Consider the following 15,624-nt stretch of genomic DNA (forward strand, 5'->3'; position numbering starts at 1 on the left):
CGCTGATGCATTTACGCGATGGCCGGTCCATCGTCGGCAGGAGAGAGCGCCTTGGCCAGTTTTACGATCACCTTGCATGCCCGCACCGCGGACGAGCCCGAATTTCAGCGCGTGTCCGTGACCGCGGGCGGCGACGAGGAGCTGCCGGAATATGGCCAGGTCTGGGTATGGGACATCCTCTACGCCCAGCAGCTGTTTGCCCTTGGCGAGACGCAGCCGGCTCAGGAGCTCAAGGAGACCCTGGAACTGTGGGCGGTGAACATGTCCAGCAAGGTGTTCCAGCCGCATGGTCACATCCTGGCGAAGGGCTACCTGGACCTGTCGGAAGACCTGAAGCTGGTCAACGGTGACGAGGAACGCCCGGCCGCGGCTGACGGCGACCGCGAGATCATCGTGACCGTGACCGGTCAGGCCGGCCAGCTGCCGGATGTCGCAGTCAGCCCGGAGGCACTGGAGGCCGAGGAGCGCAAGAACCTCGTGCTGGGCCTGGGGCAGTTCTTCAACTTCGACAACCCGATGTTTGCGCGCGAGCTTCCGATCCATGTGCTCGCGATGCGCAAGTACCACGCCGACATTCACGAACCGCACACCCGCGAGGCCCTGGACGAGGCCCCGTTCTACGCCATTCAGAAGGCGATGGAATACTTCCAGGCGGCCAACCAGGGCACGGTGCAATAGCACGTACTGACTGCTAGGGTCGGGTCATGCGCACTGTTTACACCGCCGCCGACCCGGTGATGGCCGGGTTTATCGAGAACCTCCTGCAGGAGGCCGGCATCCCCGCCTATGTCGCCCAGGCCGGGCTTTACGGCGCCGCCGGCGAGATCCCGCCGACGGAGTGCTGGGGACGGGTGATGGTGGTGCACGAGGCCCAGGCCGAGCAGGCCCGCGAGCTGATCGTGGAGTATCTGGAAGGCGAGCCCGAGCACGACGGGAAGGAGTGGAAGTGCCCGCGCTGCGGCGAGCGGATCGAGCCGCAGTTTACCCAGTGCTGGAACTGCGGGCGCGAGCGGCGCTGATTCTCCAGCTACGGCGTGCCGCTGGGCGTCTTTCTAGCGAATCCCGTTCCCCGAGCCGTACTGGGCCCGTACCCGCTGGATGTAGGTTTGGGTCTCGGGGAAGGGCGGCACGCCGCCGTGGCGCTCCACGGCGCCCGGGCCGGCGTTGTAGGCAGCCAGGGCCAGGTCCAGATCCCCGTCAAAACGCTGCAGCATCTCGGCCAGGTAGCGTGTGCCCCCATGGATGTTCTGAGCCGGGTCGAAGCGGTCGGTTACACCCAGATCGGCCGCGGTGGCCGGCATGAGCTGCATCAGGCCGTGCGCGCCCACCCGCGAAACGGCCTCGGGGTCGAAGCAGGACTCGACGTGAATCACTGACTGCACCAGGGCCGGGTCGACACCGTTGTGGCCCGCGGCGGCGCGGATCAGCTCGGCGAACTCGCCACCACCACTGGCCAGGGCCTGGCGGGCACGTTCGCCGCAGCGTGCGCGCGCGGTTGGACGGCCGTAGGTGGCGATCAGGTTCATGTTGGCGTTCTGTTGGCGCTGGTTGGTGACCAGGCGCTGGCCGTCGGGGCCCTCGAACACGAAGATCTCGCTGGGCGACCAGCTACCGCCCGAAGCCGTTCCGCTCTGCCTGGCCGACGTGCCGGGACGCTGGGGCGAGGGCACGGACTCGTACTCGATGCCCTCGGGGCGCTGGTCCGTGATCACGCGGGCACCCGTGGCGTCGTAATAGGTGTACAGCTCGGCCTGGGCAGGTACGGCGAGGATGCCGGCGGCCAGCAGCAACGCCGGCAGTCCGCCCGCGAAACGCTTACCATGTGCACGATTGCGCAACCGAATCCCCCCTTGTCGCCCACATCCGCATGAACGTTCCCCAGACGACCGATCCCATTATGGCGCCGGAAACCGCGCAACTGGAAGGGCTGCTGCGCGAGGCCCTGGCGGGAACCGCGCTGGAACCGCCGCTTACGGAGGTGCTGGAACGGGTGGATTCCACCAATGCGCGACTGCTCGAGGCCGCGCAGATGGATGCCGGGCCCAGGGTATGTCTGGCGCGCGCGCAGCTGGCGGGGCGGGGGCGACGAGGCCGGGCCTGGGTGGCGCCGCCGGATGCCGGCCTGGCCCTGTCGCTCTCCTGGCCGATTGCCGCCGACCAGCGGGTGCCCGCGGCCTACCCGGTCGGTGTGGGGATCGGGGTCATCCGCGCGCTGGAGTCACTGGGTGTGGAAGGCCCGGGCCTCAAGTGGCCGAACGACGTGGTGGTGGGCACTGCGAAGCTGGGCGGTATTCTGGTCGAACAGCGGCTCCCCCGGTCGGACCGGCCCGGGCGCCTGGTGGTAGGGGTCGGGCTCAATCGCCGGGGTTCCGGCGCGCTTGGTCTGGACCGCGAGGTGACCGACCTGGAAGCCCTGTTGGATGGGCAGGGGCCCGACTGGCTGGAGCTGGCGGCCGAGGTGGCAGGGTGGCAGATGCGCCTGCATCGGGTGCTGATGGCACAGGGGCTGGCGGCGCTGGGGGACGACCTCGACCGCCTCGATGTGCTGGCCGGACGCACGATCGAAGTGCCGGATACGGGCCTGGCGGGCGTTGCCCGGGGCATTTGCCTGGATTCGGGCCGTCTGCGCGTCGAGGATGAGGCGGGCCTCCTGCATCATCTCGACGCGGGAGAAGTATCCATCCGGAGGGCCGGGCATGCCTGACTGCGCACTGATCGACATCGGCAGTACCCGAGTCAAGTGGCAGCGCCGCGACGCGGCCGGTCATGTGCTGGACGAGGGCGCGAGCCTCGCGATCGAGGATTGCGCCCAGGCGCTAAAGGACACCGGTCTGGCGATCTGGGCCGCCCGGGTCGGCAGCCCGGAGCGCCAGGCGGCACTGGAGGCCGCGATAGGGGCGGCGGTACCCATCCACTGGGTCGGCACGCACGGGGACGGGCGCTATGGCGTGCGCAGTGATTACGCCGAGGGTCAGCTGGGTGTGGATCGCTTTTGTGCACTGGTGGCGGCCCGGGCGGAAGGGCCGGGACCCTGCGTACTGGTGGATGCGGGGACCGCGGTCACGGTCGATCTGCTGGATGCCGAGGGTCGGCACAGGGGCGGGTACCTGCTGCCGGGGCGACAGCTGGGCTGGGAGTCGTTGCAGGCCCGGCTGGCCGACCGTGTCACTCCGCGTGATCCGGCTGGCTGGCCTGCGACCTTCGACTCCACACCGGGGCTTGGCAGCGAACCGGGCCTGGAACGTGGCCTGATGCTGGGCCTGTCCGGTGCGGTTGATCGTCTGATCGTCGAGGCCCGCACCCACCTGGGCAATGACACCGTCTGCTGGCTATACGGCGGGGATGCATCGTGGCTTGCCGGGCAACTCACCGAGTTCTTTACCCTGCGCGAAAACCTCGTGCTTGAGGGTCTGTGGCAGATCGCGCGTATGGAGGAGGGCTCGTGATGCGCTGGCTTGTCGCGCTGCTGCTGCTGGCGAATCTGGCCCTGTTTGGCTGGAGCTGGCAACAGGGGCACTGGAACGGAGACCCCTATGCCGATGTGCCACCACCGGAGCGGGGGACACAGACGCTCGACGAAGGCGATATGCGGAGTCGCCCGCTGGACGCGGGCGACTGAGTCAGTCGTCCAGTCCCGGGATGCCGGTGCGCAGGGCCTGGAAACCGATAGCCACGTCGTCGGGGTCAGAGCCGGGTTCGATGTGCAGCCGCGCGCGAACCTTCTCCGGATCGATGTGGGATTCTTCCACGACCTCTTCCGGCAGACGGTGCAGCCACCAGGCCAGTGCGGCCTGACTGCGCGTCTCCGACCACGGTTCAAGGTCCGATCCGACACGCTCGGCGTGCGCCTCGAGCTCCTCGTCAAAGAACGGCTCCAGGCGGTCCAGCGCGGCGACTGGATCGGGCAGATCGGGTTTTTCGCCCTCCAGCGCCTCGATCGCGCGGGCCAATTCGATGCGAGCGATCTCCGGCCAGATCTGGGCGGGCAGGTAGCCCTCCATCGCCGGGCGGCCATCAGCGGTGAGGCCATGGAGAAAGCCGGCCTCCGTGCCCAGGTACCGGTCCAGGGCTTGCATGGCCTCGCGTGCCCAGTCGAGGGTGTCTTCGTCCTCCATGACCCGGGCCATGTTGGCCAGGGCGGCGATTGCCTGGCCGGAGGTATCTGCATAGGTGTTGCGATCCACCCGCGGGGGATCGGTCTCCAGCCGTTCGCCCGGGTCGAGCTGGTAGTAGTCGCGATCCGCGTACTGGCTGTTGCCGAAGCGTGATTGTTCTTCGTCCCAGAGCTGGTCGCGCAGATAGTCGCGGATTCCGCGTGCGAATTCGGCGTGATGTTCCTCGCCGAAGCGCTCGTAGGCCTCGGCGTACAGCCAGAGGAATGCGGCGTTCTGGTCCAGCCGCTTGGAAGTCTCGAGCGCCAGAACCGGATCGCGCTGGTCCCAGTCGTGGAAGAAGAAGAACCCGCCTTCCACGCCGTCGTACAGGTCGGCGGCGATCTGGTCGAGCATGGCAGGCATGCGCTCTTCCCAGTCCTCCTCGTCGAGCAGGAAGCGATAGGTCCAGGGCTGCGGGCGCTTGCTCAGCGTGCCGAAGGCCGCGCTGCCGCTCAGGCGGTGGGCGGAGCTGTCGTAGACCTCGTCGAGCATCTCGCGGAAGCGATCGAGGTCGTTGATCGCGGCGTCGTCCGGGGTGATCTCGCGGCCGGTGACCGAGAACATGTCGCGCTGGGCCTCCAGGATGCCCTGCAGGTCGCGCGGATTCACATGCCCGGTAAAGCGGGTCAGCATTTCGTCCTCGTGGTTCACGATCACCACGAACGGCAGGCCACGACCGCCGTAGCGGCGAAACAGGTCAGCACGCTCGTCGAGGTCGACCAGAACCGGAATGTAGTGCCGGTCGATCGTGTCGACCACGTCGGGGTTCTCCAGCGACTCGTCCTGGAAGTCGCGGCACCAGGTGCACCACTGCCCGTGGAAATAGAAGAAAATCGGCCGTTCGCGCTCCTTCGACTCCTCGAACAGTTCACTGTCCCAGGACTGCCAGTCGATCTGCGAACCTTCCGGGTAGTCATCCACCTCGAAACCGTTGTCGGGCCCGTTATCCGGGGCCTCGGCGGGCCCGGCCGCACCTTGGGCACTAGCAGTGCCCGCAAGGCCCAGCAGAACAAGGCCCACGACAGAACTGGTCCACCCGCCGATGGTGGTGACTGCAAGAGATTTGTGCTCGTCCATGGCGCACCTGGAGATTTGGGCTGCTTATTACGGTAGACCACAATCAAGGGCTTGCTGTTCCTCGGGCGACGCCTGCCTCGGTGGTAGCATGGCCGTGGATCAGGCCACAGGGGATCGAGATGCGCCTTTGCAGGGGAGGGACGGCCGGGACGAGAGGGGACCCGAGATGGCGAGGGTGACGCTCCTGCTGCCCGGGTTGTTTCGGCGGGCCGAGGCGGCCTTGCCGAAGAACGGCGAGGATCCTCCGGGTATCCGGCACCTGGCCCGCTGGATGGGCCGGGCGCGGCCGCTGTCGCCCGCGCCGGCGGGCGCTCGGGATGGCTGGGAGGCCCAGCTCGCGAGGCGACTGGGCTTCGAACAGCCGGTCTCGGGACCGCGCCTCTGGCTGGCGTGGCCCGTGCGGCTCACACCGGGGATGAAGGACCTGGTCGCGGATCCGGTCTTCGAGGTCCATCAGGAAGAACGCGAGGCACTGTGGGAGGCGGCCCGTCCGGATCTGGCGGCGGCGGGGGCCACGCTGCGGCTCTCTTCGGGTGGACTGTGGCTACTGGAAATGGAGGGCGAGGGGGATGGCACGGGCGAGCCACCCTCGACGGGCTGGGGTCGCTCGATGAGCCGAGGTGCGATGGACAGTGACGTCGCGCGCCGCCTGCAGGTCCTGAACAATGCCCTGCAGATGACCTGGTTCCAGCATCCGGTGAACCAGGCGCGCGAGCAGTCCGGGCGGGCACCCGTTCACGGGCTGTGGTTCTGGTCACCGGGGCGTCCGGAGGGTGCCACGGCCGTGCGCGCGGTCTGTGGCGGCGGGCCCGTCGCGCATTTTCTGGCGGACTGGACGGCGCTCGACTGGTCCCCCGACCCGGCATCTGCCGCGGAGATGGCGCGCGATACCGTCGTGGTGCTGGATGCCCTGGCAGGCGCGCGCGACCTCGAACGCCATGCGGAGGTCATGCAGTCGCTGGCCGACGACGTCGTACGGCCCCTGCTGCCCCTGCTTCGGAGGGGGTACCTGGACGCTCTGGAATTTCATGATCCGCTCGCGCGCTCCGAACCGCCCCGGGTGCTGGAACGCCGGGACAGCCTGGCGTTCTGGCGGCGCGCGCGAGCCCTCTGACGCACCCTGTCCGGTTGCCCCGAGTGCGCCAGACGCCAGGTCAGGGGTGTTATACTGCGCGGCTTTTCCGCCCACCCGGACACCGGAAATCGACGCATCATGGAACTGAATCCGCTGTATACCCAGATTGATGACCTGAAAGGCCGCCTGGAAGGCCTTAGGGGGTATCTTTGACTACCCGGTCAAGGAAGAACGCCTAGAAGAGGTCCAGCGCGAGCTGGAAAACCCGGATATCTGGAATGACCCGGACCGGGCCCAGGCGCTGGGCAAGGAACGCGCCCAGCTCGAGAACATCGTCGTCAACATCCGCGAGATTGGCACGCAGCTGGATGACAGCCGCGACCTGCTGGAGATGGCCGAGGCCGATGACGATGCCGAGACCGCATCGGCGGTGGAGGCCGACGTCGAAGCCCTGACCGCGCGGGTCGAGGCGCTGGAGTTCCGGCGTATGTTCTCCGGCGAGATGGACGAGGCCAACGCCTATCTCGACATCCAGGCCGGTTCCGGCGGCACCGAAGCCCAGGATTGGGCCAACATCCTGCTGCGCATGTACCTGCGCTGGGCCGAGGCCCACGGCTTCAAGACCGAGATCATCGAGCTTTCCGAGGGCGAGGTCGCCGGCATCAAGAGCGCGACCGTGCGCATCGAAGGCGAGTACGCCTTTGGCTGGCTACGCACCGAGACCGGCGTGCACCGCCTGGTGCGCAAGTCGCCGTTCGACTCCGGCAACCGCCGGCACACCTCGTTTGCCTCGGTGTTCGCCTCGCCGGAGGTGGACGACAGCTTCGAGATCGAGATCAACCCGGCCGATCTGCGCGTGGATACCTACCGCGCCTCCGGGGCGGGCGGGCAGCACGTCAACCGGACCGAGTCCGCGATCCGCATTACTCACGAGCCCTCCGGCATCGTGGTGGCCTGCCAGAACGACCGTTCGCAGCACAAGAACCGCGATACGGCGATGAAGCAGCTGAAGGCCAAGCTCTACGAGATGGAGATCCAGAAGCGCAACGCCGAGAAGCAGGCGGCCGAGGATGCCAAGTCCGATATCGGCTGGGGCAGCCAGATCCGCTCCTATGTGCTCGACCAGTCGCGGATCAAGGACCTGCGCACCGGCGTGGAGGTCGGCAACACCCAGGCCGTGCTCGACGGCGACCTGGACCAGTTCATCGAAGCCAGCCTGAAGAGTGGGCTGTAACGCTTTCTTTTACCGGGATTCCCGATGACCGAGATTACCGACGAGAACAAGCTGATCGCCCAGCGTCGTGCGAAGTTGAACGAGCTGCGCGAGGCCGGCCCGGCCTTCCCCAACGACTTCCGCCGCGATGCCCTGGCGGCCGATCTGCACGCCGCGCATGACGCCACCGAAAGCGAGGCGCTGGAGGGGCAGGGGATCCGCGTGACCGTGGCCGGGCGCATGATCGGCAAGCGCGTAATGGGCAAGGCGAGCTTTGTCCGCCTGCGCGACCAGTCCGGGGATATCCAGCTGTTCGCCCAGCGCGACAGCCTGCCGGAGGGCGTCTACGCGGCCTTCAAGCACTGGGACCTGGGCGACATCGTCGGCGGGCAGGGCACGCTGTTCAAGACGAAGACCGGGGAGCTGACGGTGCAGCTGGACGAGCTGCGCCTGCTGACCAAGAGCCTGCGCCCGCTGCCGGAGAAGTTCCACGGCCTGACCGATCAGGAACAGCGCTACCGCCAGCGCTACGTGGACCTGATCACCAGCCCGGACAGCCGCGAGCTGTTCCGCACCCGTACCCGGATCGTGCGCTACATCCGCGAATATTTCGAACGCGAAGACTTCATCGAGGTGGAGACCCCGATGATGCAGGTGATTCCCGGCGGCGCGACCGCGCGGCCGTTCGCCACCCATCACAATGCGCTGGACATGCCGCTGTACCTGCGCATCGCGCCGGAGCTGTATCTGAAGCGCCTGGTGGTCGGTGGCTTCGAGAAGGTCTTCGAGATCAATCGCAATTTCCGCAACGAGGGGCTGTCCACCCGGCACAACCCCGAGTTCACCATGCTCGAGTTCTACGAGGCGTTCGTGGACTACCACGCGCTGATGGACCGCACCGAGACGCTGCTGCGCGGGCTGTGCGAGGACGTGCTGGGCACGACCACCATCGAGTACCAGGGCGAGACCTACGATTTCGGCCAGCCGTTCACGCGGATGACCGTGCGCGAGGCGATCCTCGCGCACAACCCGGAGATCAGCAGCGAGGACCTGGCGGATATCGACAAGGTACGCGCCCACTGCGAGCGCCTGGAAATCCCGATCAAGCAGAGCTTCGGCCTCGGCAAGCTGTGGACCGAGATCTTCGAATACACCGCCGAAAACAAACTGCGCCACCCGACCTTCATCACCGCGTATCCGACCGAGGTCTCGCCGCTGGCGCGGCGCAACGACGACGACCCGTTCGTGACCGACCGCTTCGAGCTGTTCGTCGGCGGGCGCGAGATCGCCAACGGCTTCTCCGAGCTTAACGACCCCGAGGACCAGGCCGAACGCTTCCAGGCCCAGGTCGCGGAGAAGGACGCCGGCGACGACGAGGCGATGCACTATGACGCCGACTACATCCGCGCCCTGGAATACGGCCTGCCGCCCACCGCCGGCGAGGGCATCGGCATCGACCGCCTGGTGATGCTGCTGACCAACAGCCCGTCCATCCGCGACGTGCTGCTGTTCCCGCACCTGCGCCCGGAGGCCTGACCGGCTACGGGAAATCCCCCGGGCCGGTCAGGGCCCGGGGGGCAAGGTCAGTCGCGGTCGACTTCCAGCACGGTATAGCTGCGACGTTCCAGCTTTAGCTCCAGCTCGGTGCCATCATCTGTGCGTCCTTCAATCTCGATGCGATCACGCTCGTCCAGTTCGATCTCCTCGAACCGTTTCATGCCGTGTTCTTGGGCAATGGCCACCGCTTGCAGGATCTCGGCATCGGTCAGCCCGCGCTTGCGATTGGAGCCGCGTTTGGTCTCTTCTTCCAGGATGCGCCCGTCGAGATCGAACTTGACCGCGATGCGGCGTTCGCTTGCCTTCCAGCCTTCCAGTTCGAAGCGGTCGTCGCCCTTTGCCTCGATCTCCTTGTAGCTGGAAACGCCGTATTCCTTCCCGATCTCGAGGATGCGTTCGACGGTGTCGAGCGGCAGGGAGTCTGCCTGCGCTGGGGATAGAAGCGGCCCGAACAGCAGGGTTGAGGCAAGGGTACAGCGCAAAGTCGGTTTCATGGCGGGCCCTCCGTGAGGCACTGAAGCGAAGATTAGACCTGTTTCGCGGGATGGGTTCCGGCCGGTCACGAGGCTGCGCCAGCCGGGGTTCGGGTCACGTCTTTCCCGCCATGATCACGCTCTTGAGGCTCCGTGCGGTCGGGCGTGGCGAGTGCGCGTTGCTGGAGCTCGGCGAGAGCGATCTGCTTGTTCGGGAAGATGTTCTCGCGGCCGATCTCGTCCAGCAGGCCCGCGCGTTCCATGGCTTCGCGGACGGGTTTCTTCAGGCCGCTGAACATCAGCCGGCAGTCGGCCGCCGCGAGGTCGCCAATCAGGGCGCGCACCTTGTCCACACCCGAGGCATCGATACGGTTGATGCTGTTGCCGAGTACGAGTACCGCGCGGGCATTCGGGTTGCGCGCGACGGCGTCCATCACGGCGTCCTCGAAATGGGCGACGTTCATGAACACTAGCGAGGCATCGAAGCGCAGCACGGTGAACCGGTCCCCCGCCGGGCGCAGGTCGTTGCTGATGGCTCCGGCCAGGGCACCGTCCGGGCGCAGGCCCTGAATCTCCGATCGCGGGCGTACCGTGCCGACCAGGAACAACAGCGACGACAGGATCACCCCGACGATCACCCCGTTGGCAAGGTCCGGCGCCATGTACAGCGTGACGCCGAAGGTCAGGAAGCCGGCCAGACCGTCGGCACGGCTGATCGTCCAGGATCGTGCGAGGGTCCGGAAATCGAGCAGACCGAAGACGGCGGACATCACGATGGCAGCCAGTACGGCCTGCGGGAGGTGGTAGAGGTAGGGGGTCAGGAACAGCATGGTGATCAGCACGCCGATCGCGCTGACCACCGCGAAAAGGCCGCTTTGGGCGCCGGATCGGGCCGCGACGGCCGAGCGCGAGAACGACCCACTGACGGAGTAGGACTGAAAGAAACTGCCCACGATGTTGGCCAGGCCCTGGCCGATCAGCTCCTGATTGGGGTTCAGCTTTTCGCGGCGCTGGGCTGCCAGGGCGCGCGAGATGGAAGTGGCCTCCATGAACCCGATCAGGGCCATCACGAAAGCGGCCGGGAGTAGAGCGGGGATGACCCCCCAGTCCAGGACCGGCAACTGCAGGCTGGGCAGACCCTGCGGGATGGTGCCTACAACCTGTCCGCCGGAGGCGACGATGATGCGGCCCCCGTCGAAGCCGGAGAGTCGCCATGGGCGACCCTCCGAATCGTCCTCCCAGGCGCGGAAGCGACTATTGCCGTCCGCGTCCTCGGTACGTTCCAGGCGTTCGGCGTGCGCGGCAATGCGCAGGTCGCTCAACTCGCGTTTCAGGCGTGCCTCTTGCACCTCCAGGCGGGCGACCTGCACCGCCAGCTCCGGGGATTCCTCGCCCGCCTTCTCGGCCTCTTTCAGTGCACGGCTGCTCTCGCTCAGGTCTTCCGAGGTGGTGTTCAGCGCGGAGCGGGTGTCGGCGACATTCTGGTAGAGCTCGCGGCTCTCCGTGGCCTCAATCTGCTCCGGCGTGATGGTTTCGTTGTTCTGGAATCCGGTCAGCGCGCTGATCAGGGTTCCCAGCACGACGACTACCAGCACCCCCGGCAGGCGCGGCATGACTCGGCGCAGCCCGATCAGGGTCAGCAGGGTCCCGGCACCGAATGCAATGGTGGGCCAGTGCGCCTGTTCGAGCTGGGTGACGACCCCGGCAAAGTCGGTCAGGAATGCCCCGGTATCGGGCTTGGGCACATTGAAGAAGGTGTTGATCAGGGACAGCCCGATGATGAGCGCGGCGGCGTTCGTGAAACCCACAATCACCGGCTGCGAGACGAAGTTCATCAGGATGCCCAGGCGGAACACCCCCAGAAGTAGCCGCATGATGCCGACCATCAGCGCGAGCAGGATCGAGAGCTGGATGAAGTAGTCCGTGCCGGCCACCGCGAAGGGGGCCAGTGATGCCGCCGACAGCAGCGACAGCATCGCCACCGGGCCGGTATGCAGAAAGCGCGAAGAGCCCCACAGCGAGCCGACGATCGCCGGAATGGCCGAGGCATACAGACCATAAACCACAGGCAGGCCGGCCAGCGTCGCGTAGGCCATGCCCTGGGGTACCAGGATCATGGCGACGCTGAGCCCGGCCACTACATCGGCGCGGATGGAGGTTCCCGACATCGGGAACCAGGCAAGAAAGGGAAACAGTCGGTAGGTCCAGTTGCTATTCATCTAGGGGTGGCGTTCCTTGTTTAGTCGAGGGGCCGATCGGGGGCATGCCGGCGACCGGAGGTCCCGGGCCGGTTGCGCGAAAACACAGGGCGGGTTCTAGCCCGCCGATGGGACCGCAGCGCCGAGGGCAGCCGGCCGGCGTTCCTTGCGTCCCTCGGTACGGGGGGCTGCGACCATCACAACCGGTAGTTCGGTGGCGGTCTCGGTGCCGAGGATCTGGTGTCCGAGGTAGCCCTGTTCGTCACAGACCAGGAAGTCCAGCCGCAGGCCACGACCGAGTACCCGCCGCAAGGCACGTTCGGGATCGCCGGTCAGGGCCTCGATATGTATGCCGTGCGGCAGGGAGGGCTGATCCCGGGTGAATCCGTTGATCAACGTCCGCGCCTCGCTTTCGCCGAGAAAGGTCAGGACGACGAGCTCGGCGTCCAGGCGCTCGCAGCTGTCGGCGGCGTAATCGAAGACATGGCGGGAAGCGAACGGCCCGACGAACAGGCCGATGCGGCGGCGTGGTTCCGGCTGTGGGGCGGGTTCCGCCAAGCGGTTCGCGGCTTTCGTCGAGTTCGTTGGTTCGTGAGCGAGCGAGCGGTACTTGTCGCCCATGGGCTGCATCTCGGCGAGGTCTGCGTAGGCGAGACCTTCCAGCATCTGTTTCATCGCGCGGGTCAGGGCAGGCATTGGTGTCTCCATTGGGTTGGTCAACGGAGTTATTGCACGCTGCGTGCCAGATCGTAAAAACAATGACTTACATCAGTTCCGGGTGCGTTCCAGCTGGTGGGGTGTTGCAGGTTGCATCGATTTCGTTCGGCGGCCCGGAAACGCCATTGCCAAGCGGTTGCAGATAGTTGCAATATGTAACAATCCATATTGCAACGAGTAACATCATGGGTCGCAGCTTGCGCAGCAAGGTTCGCTGGGTATACGCCGGAGTCCTGGTCCTGGTGCTGGGGCTCGTCGTCGCCCAGTACGTGGTGCTCTCGACGATCGAGACCCGCCTGCAACAGGGCGACGTGGTGGCCGAGCTGCTGCAGGACAGTCTCGAGATGCGCCGCTTCGAGAAGAAGTTCTACAGCACCGGCGAGCATGGCGACCTGGCAGCCGCCCGGGATCATGCGGAGGCCGCGCTGGAGCGTGTACGCGATAACGAGGAGGCGCTGGCGCGGCATGCCACCACAGGCGAACTGGACGAGTTGCGCGGGGCGCTGGAGACCTACCGCAGCGGGCTGGAGCGCTATCCCGGTCTGGCCGGGGCACAACGCCAGGAGGTCATCGAATCGATCCGCAATGCCGGTGGCGAGGCCTCGGCCCTGACCAAGGTACTGAGTCAGCGCGAGCGCGAGAGCTTGCGTACGGGTGTGCAGGTGTCGCGGACGGAGCTGCTGGTGGCGACCGGCATCGTGTTGCTGCTGGTGCTATTGGGTGGCTGGTGGCTGGCACGGCGCATCCTGGCGCCGTTGCGCTCGATGGAGGAACAGCTGCGCGCGATCGGGGCGGGTACGCGCAGTCGCCTGACTGCGCCCACCCGGGACCGCGAACTGGTGTCCTTTACACGGGCCTTCAACGGAATGCTGGACGAGCTGGATGCGCGTCAGGCGGACCTGCGTCGTTCCGAGCGTCTGGCGGCATTGGGTGTGCTGGTCTCGGGAGTGGCCCACGAGCTCAATAACCCACTGGGCAATATCTCCACGGCATTGCAGCTGGTCTCGGAAGAGGGGCCGGGGGGCGATCCGGTCCTGCTGCAGGAGTGGTTGCAGCAGGCCGAGGGGGAAACGTCCCGGGCCCAGAATATCGTGCGTGGTCTGCTGATGTACTCCCGTCAGCAGCCCCAGAGCCCCCGGCGCGAGGAGTGCCGCCCACTCGGCACCATCCTGGACGGGGCACTCGATCTGGTTCGGGCCACCCTGCCGGTGGAGCGGATCGACATGCGGATCGACAGTGCCCTGCAGGTGACGGTCGATCCCGAACGGCTGCAGCAGGTGTTTGTGAATCTGCTCCGTAACGCCTTCGAGGCGGGGGGCGAAGAGGTGGAGGTGCGTATCCAGGCGCAAAGGGGTCGTCTGGGTGACCTCCGGCCGGGTACGGGGGAGCACGTAGTGGGCGATCTCCTGACCCGCGACGCGGCAACCCCGGTGGTGCGGATCGCCATCGATGATGACGGGCCGGGCATACCGGAGGCCGCGCTTGACCACGTGTTCGAGCCATTTTTCCGCGGGCGCGAGGAGGGGAGCGGGTCCGGCCTCGGATTGTTCGTGGCGCAGGAAATCGTGCAGGACCACGGGGGGGCGATCGGCGTCAGCCGCTGTCCGCTCGGCGGGACGCGGTTCCACCTCTGGCTCCCTTGTGATTGCGAGGACGAGGACCGGACATGAGTATGGATTCGGAGCCGACGCGAGGGCCTGCGGCGGAGCCTGGCAATGCCCGGCTGCTGGTGATCGATGACGAGCCGATCGCCTGCCGCCAGCTGGAGCAGGTGTTCCGTCGATCGCCCTGCACGGTGGTGACGCACGAGGATGGCGCGGCCGGTCTGCAGGCGCTGGAACAGGAACGTTTCGATGCGGTTCTGACGGACCTGCGCATGGCTGGCGTCGATGGCATGCAGATCCTGCACCGGGCCCGTGAGCTGGATCCGGACCTGGCGGTCATCATGATCACGGGGCATGCGACCCTTGATTCCGCGGTCGAGGCGATGAAGGCCGGGGCGTTTCACTACATCGCCAAGCCATTCCGGATCGACGAGGTGCGGGAGGTCGTGGCCAAGGCGGTGGAGTTCACTCGGCTACGCCGCGAGAACCATGCCCTGCGTGATCAGGTGGAACAGGGGGGGCGGCGCGCGACGCTGGTGGCGCAGGATGCTGCGATGCAGCGTCTGCTGGAGACGGCCCGCCAGATTGCGCCCACGGACTGCAATGTCGTGCTGACCGGCGAGAGCGGGACCGGGAAGGAGCTGCTGGCCCGCTACATCCACAATCACAGCAATCGCGCGGCGGGGCCATTTCTGGCGGTCAACTGCGGGGCGTTGCAGGACGAACTCCTGGCGAGCGAGTTGTTCGGCCACGAGAAGGGTGCGTTCACCGGCGCCACCCAGCAAAAGAAAGGCCTGTTCGAGAGCGCCGCGGGCGGGACACTGTTTCTCGACGAGGTTGCCGAGACGAGTCCTGCGATGCAGGTGAGTCTGCTCCGCGTCCTGCAGGAACGGGAGGTGTTACGGGTCGGCGGACGCAAGCCGATTCCGGTGGATGTCCGTGTCATTGCCGCCAGTAACCGCCGTCTGGATCGGGCGGTGGACCGCGGCGAGATGCGCGAGGACCTGTATTTTCGCCTGAACGTGGTGAACCTCGTGCTGCCACCGCTGCGCGAGCGCCGCGACGATATCCCGCTGCTGGCCTACTACTTTCTCAAGCGCCATGCGCTGGCCATGGGCAAGCGCATCGACGACATCCAGCCGGAGGCGCTGGAACGCCTGGTTGACCATGACTACCCCGGCAACGTGCGCGAACTGTCCAACATCATTGAACGTGGTGTGGCTCTGGCCCGCACGTCCCGTCTGGCGCTTGCGGACCTCCCGCGCAGCCTGCGCGAGACGACGGTGCGCGTGGTCGACGAGACCCAGGCGCCGCTGAGGACGCTCGAGGAGCAGGAGGCGATACAGATCCGTCAGGCCCTGGAGCAGACCGGGGGTAACCGCACGCAGGCGGCGCGCCTGCTGGGCATCGACCGTGTCTCGCTGTGGCGCAAGATCAAGCGTCTGGGCATCGATGTGGGCTCTCATTGAGGGACTCGTCTCGGTGCCGTTGGACCGCCACGGTTGTGCCGTCCGCGAGTGAACAATCCCGTTGCCTGGGTGTCCCATTTTCTCGAA

The 15,624-nt window shown here is 66.6% G+C and carries 15 protein-coding genes; 10 read left to right on the top strand and 5 right to left on the bottom strand.

What is annotated here, in order from left to right; translation table 11 throughout:
* The first annotated feature begins 51 nt into the window (after nt 1–51).
* Both F813_RS0102405 and F813_RS0102410 read left to right on the top strand, forming a co-directional pair.
* A complete protein-coding gene (locus tag F813_RS0102405; RefSeq protein ID WP_017925413.1) occupies nt 52–678 on the top strand; it encodes a hypothetical protein in 627 nt (208 codons plus the stop codon).
* Between the two features lie 26 nt (nt 679–704).
* Entirely contained in the window at nt 705–1,019 is a 315-nt protein-coding gene (locus tag F813_RS0102410) for a DUF2007 domain-containing protein (protein WP_017925414.1), read from the top strand.
* Between the two features lie 33 nt (nt 1,020–1,052).
* On the opposite strand, the gene F813_RS0102415 is transcribed toward F813_RS0102410, so the two are convergent.
* Nucleotides 1,053–1,838: a lytic transglycosylase domain-containing protein gene (locus F813_RS0102415; protein ID WP_017925415.1), complete on the bottom strand. Its 786-nt coding sequence runs from the start codon at nt 1,836–1,838 to the stop codon at nt 1,053–1,055.
* Nucleotides 1,839–1,897: 59 nt separating this feature from the next.
* Here F813_RS0102415 and F813_RS0102420 point away from each other — a divergent pair, with 59 nt between their 5' ends.
* Genes F813_RS0102420 through F813_RS14395 form a run of 3 tightly spaced genes read left to right on the top strand, consistent with a single transcriptional unit; the run spans nt 1,898 to nt 3,619 of the window.
* A complete protein-coding gene (locus F813_RS0102420) occupies nt 1,898–2,704 on the top strand; it encodes a biotin--[acetyl-CoA-carboxylase] ligase (protein ID WP_026148107.1) in 807 nt (268 codons plus the stop codon).
* The gene (locus tag F813_RS0102425; RefSeq protein ID WP_012982387.1) at nt 2,697–3,446 is read left to right on the top strand and encodes a type III pantothenate kinase; all 750 of its coding nucleotides are present in this window, start codon (nt 2,697–2,699) and stop codon (nt 3,444–3,446) included. The genes F813_RS0102420 and F813_RS0102425 overlap by 8 nt, the downstream gene beginning before the upstream one ends.
* Nucleotides 3,446–3,619 carry a hypothetical protein gene (locus F813_RS14395; RefSeq protein WP_017925417.1) on the top strand — a complete coding sequence of 58 codons (174 nt, stop codon included), beginning with the start codon at nt 3,446–3,448 and terminating at the stop codon, nt 3,617–3,619. The genes F813_RS0102425 and F813_RS14395 overlap by 1 nt, the downstream gene beginning before the upstream one ends.
* A gap of 1 nt (nt 3,620) precedes the next feature.
* Here the strand turns inward: F813_RS14395 and F813_RS0102435 are convergent, their stop codons facing one another.
* A complete protein-coding gene (locus F813_RS0102435; RefSeq protein WP_026148108.1) occupies nt 3,621–5,231 on the bottom strand; it encodes a DUF255 domain-containing protein in 1,611 nt (536 codons plus the stop codon).
* A 166-nt stretch (nt 5,232–5,397) separates the two neighbouring features.
* Here F813_RS0102435 and F813_RS0102440 point away from each other — a divergent pair, with 166 nt between their 5' ends.
* From F813_RS0102440 to lysS, 3 genes are all read left to right on the top strand, one after another.
* A complete protein-coding gene (locus F813_RS0102440) occupies nt 5,398–6,345 on the top strand; it encodes a hypothetical protein (protein ID WP_038059934.1) in 948 nt (315 codons plus the stop codon).
* A 99-nt stretch (nt 6,346–6,444) separates the two neighbouring features.
* Nucleotides 6,445–7,540, top strand: a protein-coding gene (gene prfB, locus F813_RS0102445) for a peptide chain release factor 2 (protein WP_155995108.1) whose coding sequence is annotated in 2 segments (ribosomal slippage) — nt 6,445–6,516 and nt 6,518–7,540 — 1,095 coding nt in all. Because the reading frame shifts where the segments join, the coding sequence is not laid out codon by codon here.
* 24 nt (nt 7,541–7,564) lie between these two features.
* Nucleotides 7,565–9,055, top strand: coding sequence for a lysine--tRNA ligase (lysS, locus tag F813_RS0102450; RefSeq protein ID WP_026148109.1), 1,491 nt, complete (start codon nt 7,565–7,567; stop codon nt 9,053–9,055).
* 47 nt (nt 9,056–9,102) lie between these two features.
* Here the strand turns inward: lysS and F813_RS0102455 are convergent, their stop codons facing one another.
* The 3 genes from F813_RS0102455 to F813_RS0102465 form a co-directional block, all read right to left on the bottom strand.
* Complete coding sequence (locus F813_RS0102455; RefSeq protein WP_017925421.1) at nt 9,103–9,570, bottom strand: PepSY domain-containing protein; 468 nt, start codon at nt 9,568–9,570, stop codon at nt 9,103–9,105.
* 65 nt (nt 9,571–9,635) lie between these two features.
* Nucleotides 9,636–11,768, bottom strand: coding sequence for a SulP family inorganic anion transporter (locus tag F813_RS0102460; protein WP_017925422.1), 2,133 nt, complete (start codon nt 11,766–11,768; stop codon nt 9,636–9,638).
* A gap of 96 nt (nt 11,769–11,864) precedes the next feature.
* A complete protein-coding gene (locus F813_RS0102465) occupies nt 11,865–12,443 on the bottom strand; it encodes a hypothetical protein (protein ID WP_017925423.1) in 579 nt (192 codons plus the stop codon).
* 206 nt (nt 12,444–12,649) lie between these two features.
* Here F813_RS0102465 and F813_RS0102470 point away from each other — a divergent pair, with 206 nt between their 5' ends.
* Nucleotides 12,650–14,134, top strand: coding sequence for a sensor histidine kinase (locus F813_RS0102470; protein ID WP_012982396.1), 1,485 nt, complete (start codon nt 12,650–12,652; stop codon nt 14,132–14,134).
* Nucleotides 14,131–15,537: a sigma-54 dependent transcriptional regulator gene (locus F813_RS0102475; RefSeq protein ID WP_012982397.1), complete on the top strand. Its 1,407-nt coding sequence runs from the start codon at nt 14,131–14,133 to the stop codon at nt 15,535–15,537. Before F813_RS0102470 ends, F813_RS0102475 begins: the two co-directional genes overlap by 4 nt.
* Nucleotides 15,538–15,624 lie beyond the last annotated feature (87 nt).

Source organism: Thioalkalivibrio sp. HL-Eb18, assembly GCF_000364985.1.
Lineage (GTDB): Bacteria > Pseudomonadota > Gammaproteobacteria > Ectothiorhodospirales > Ectothiorhodospiraceae > Thioalkalivibrio.

Excerpts from the sequence above, each read along its gene's own strand:
- F813_RS0102410 (WP_017925414.1), top strand. The coding sequence starts at position 705 with ATGCGCACTGTTTACACCGCCGCCGACCCGGTGATGGCCGGGTTTATC.
- F813_RS0102420 (WP_026148107.1), top strand. The coding sequence starts at position 1,898 with ATGGCGCCGGAAACCGCGCAACTGGAAGGGCTGCTGCGCGAGGCCCTG.
- F813_RS0102425 (WP_012982387.1), top strand. The coding sequence starts at position 2,697 with ATGCCTGACTGCGCACTGATCGACATCGGCAGTACCCGAGTCAAGTGG.
- F813_RS14395 (WP_017925417.1), top strand. The coding sequence starts at position 3,446 with ATGCGCTGGCTTGTCGCGCTGCTGCTGCTGGCGAATCTGGCCCTGTTT.
- F813_RS0102435 (WP_026148108.1), bottom strand. The coding sequence starts at position 5,231 with ATGGACGAGCACAAATCTCTTGCAGTCACCACCATCGGCGGGTGGACC.
- F813_RS0102440 (WP_038059934.1), top strand. The coding sequence starts at position 5,398 with ATGGCGAGGGTGACGCTCCTGCTGCCCGGGTTGTTTCGGCGGGCCGAG.
- lysS (WP_026148109.1), top strand. The coding sequence starts at position 7,565 with ATGACCGAGATTACCGACGAGAACAAGCTGATCGCCCAGCGTCGTGCG.
- F813_RS0102455 (WP_017925421.1), bottom strand. The coding sequence starts at position 9,570 with ATGAAACCGACTTTGCGCTGTACCCTTGCCTCAACCCTGCTGTTCGGG.
- F813_RS0102460 (WP_017925422.1), bottom strand. The coding sequence starts at position 11,768 with ATGAATAGCAACTGGACCTACCGACTGTTTCCCTTTCTTGCCTGGTTC.
- F813_RS0102465 (WP_017925423.1), bottom strand. The coding sequence starts at position 12,443 with ATGCCTGCCCTGACCCGCGCGATGAAACAGATGCTGGAAGGTCTCGCC.
- F813_RS0102470 (WP_012982396.1), top strand. The coding sequence starts at position 12,650 with ATGGGTCGCAGCTTGCGCAGCAAGGTTCGCTGGGTATACGCCGGAGTC.
- F813_RS0102475 (WP_012982397.1), top strand. The coding sequence starts at position 14,131 with ATGAGTATGGATTCGGAGCCGACGCGAGGGCCTGCGGCGGAGCCTGGC.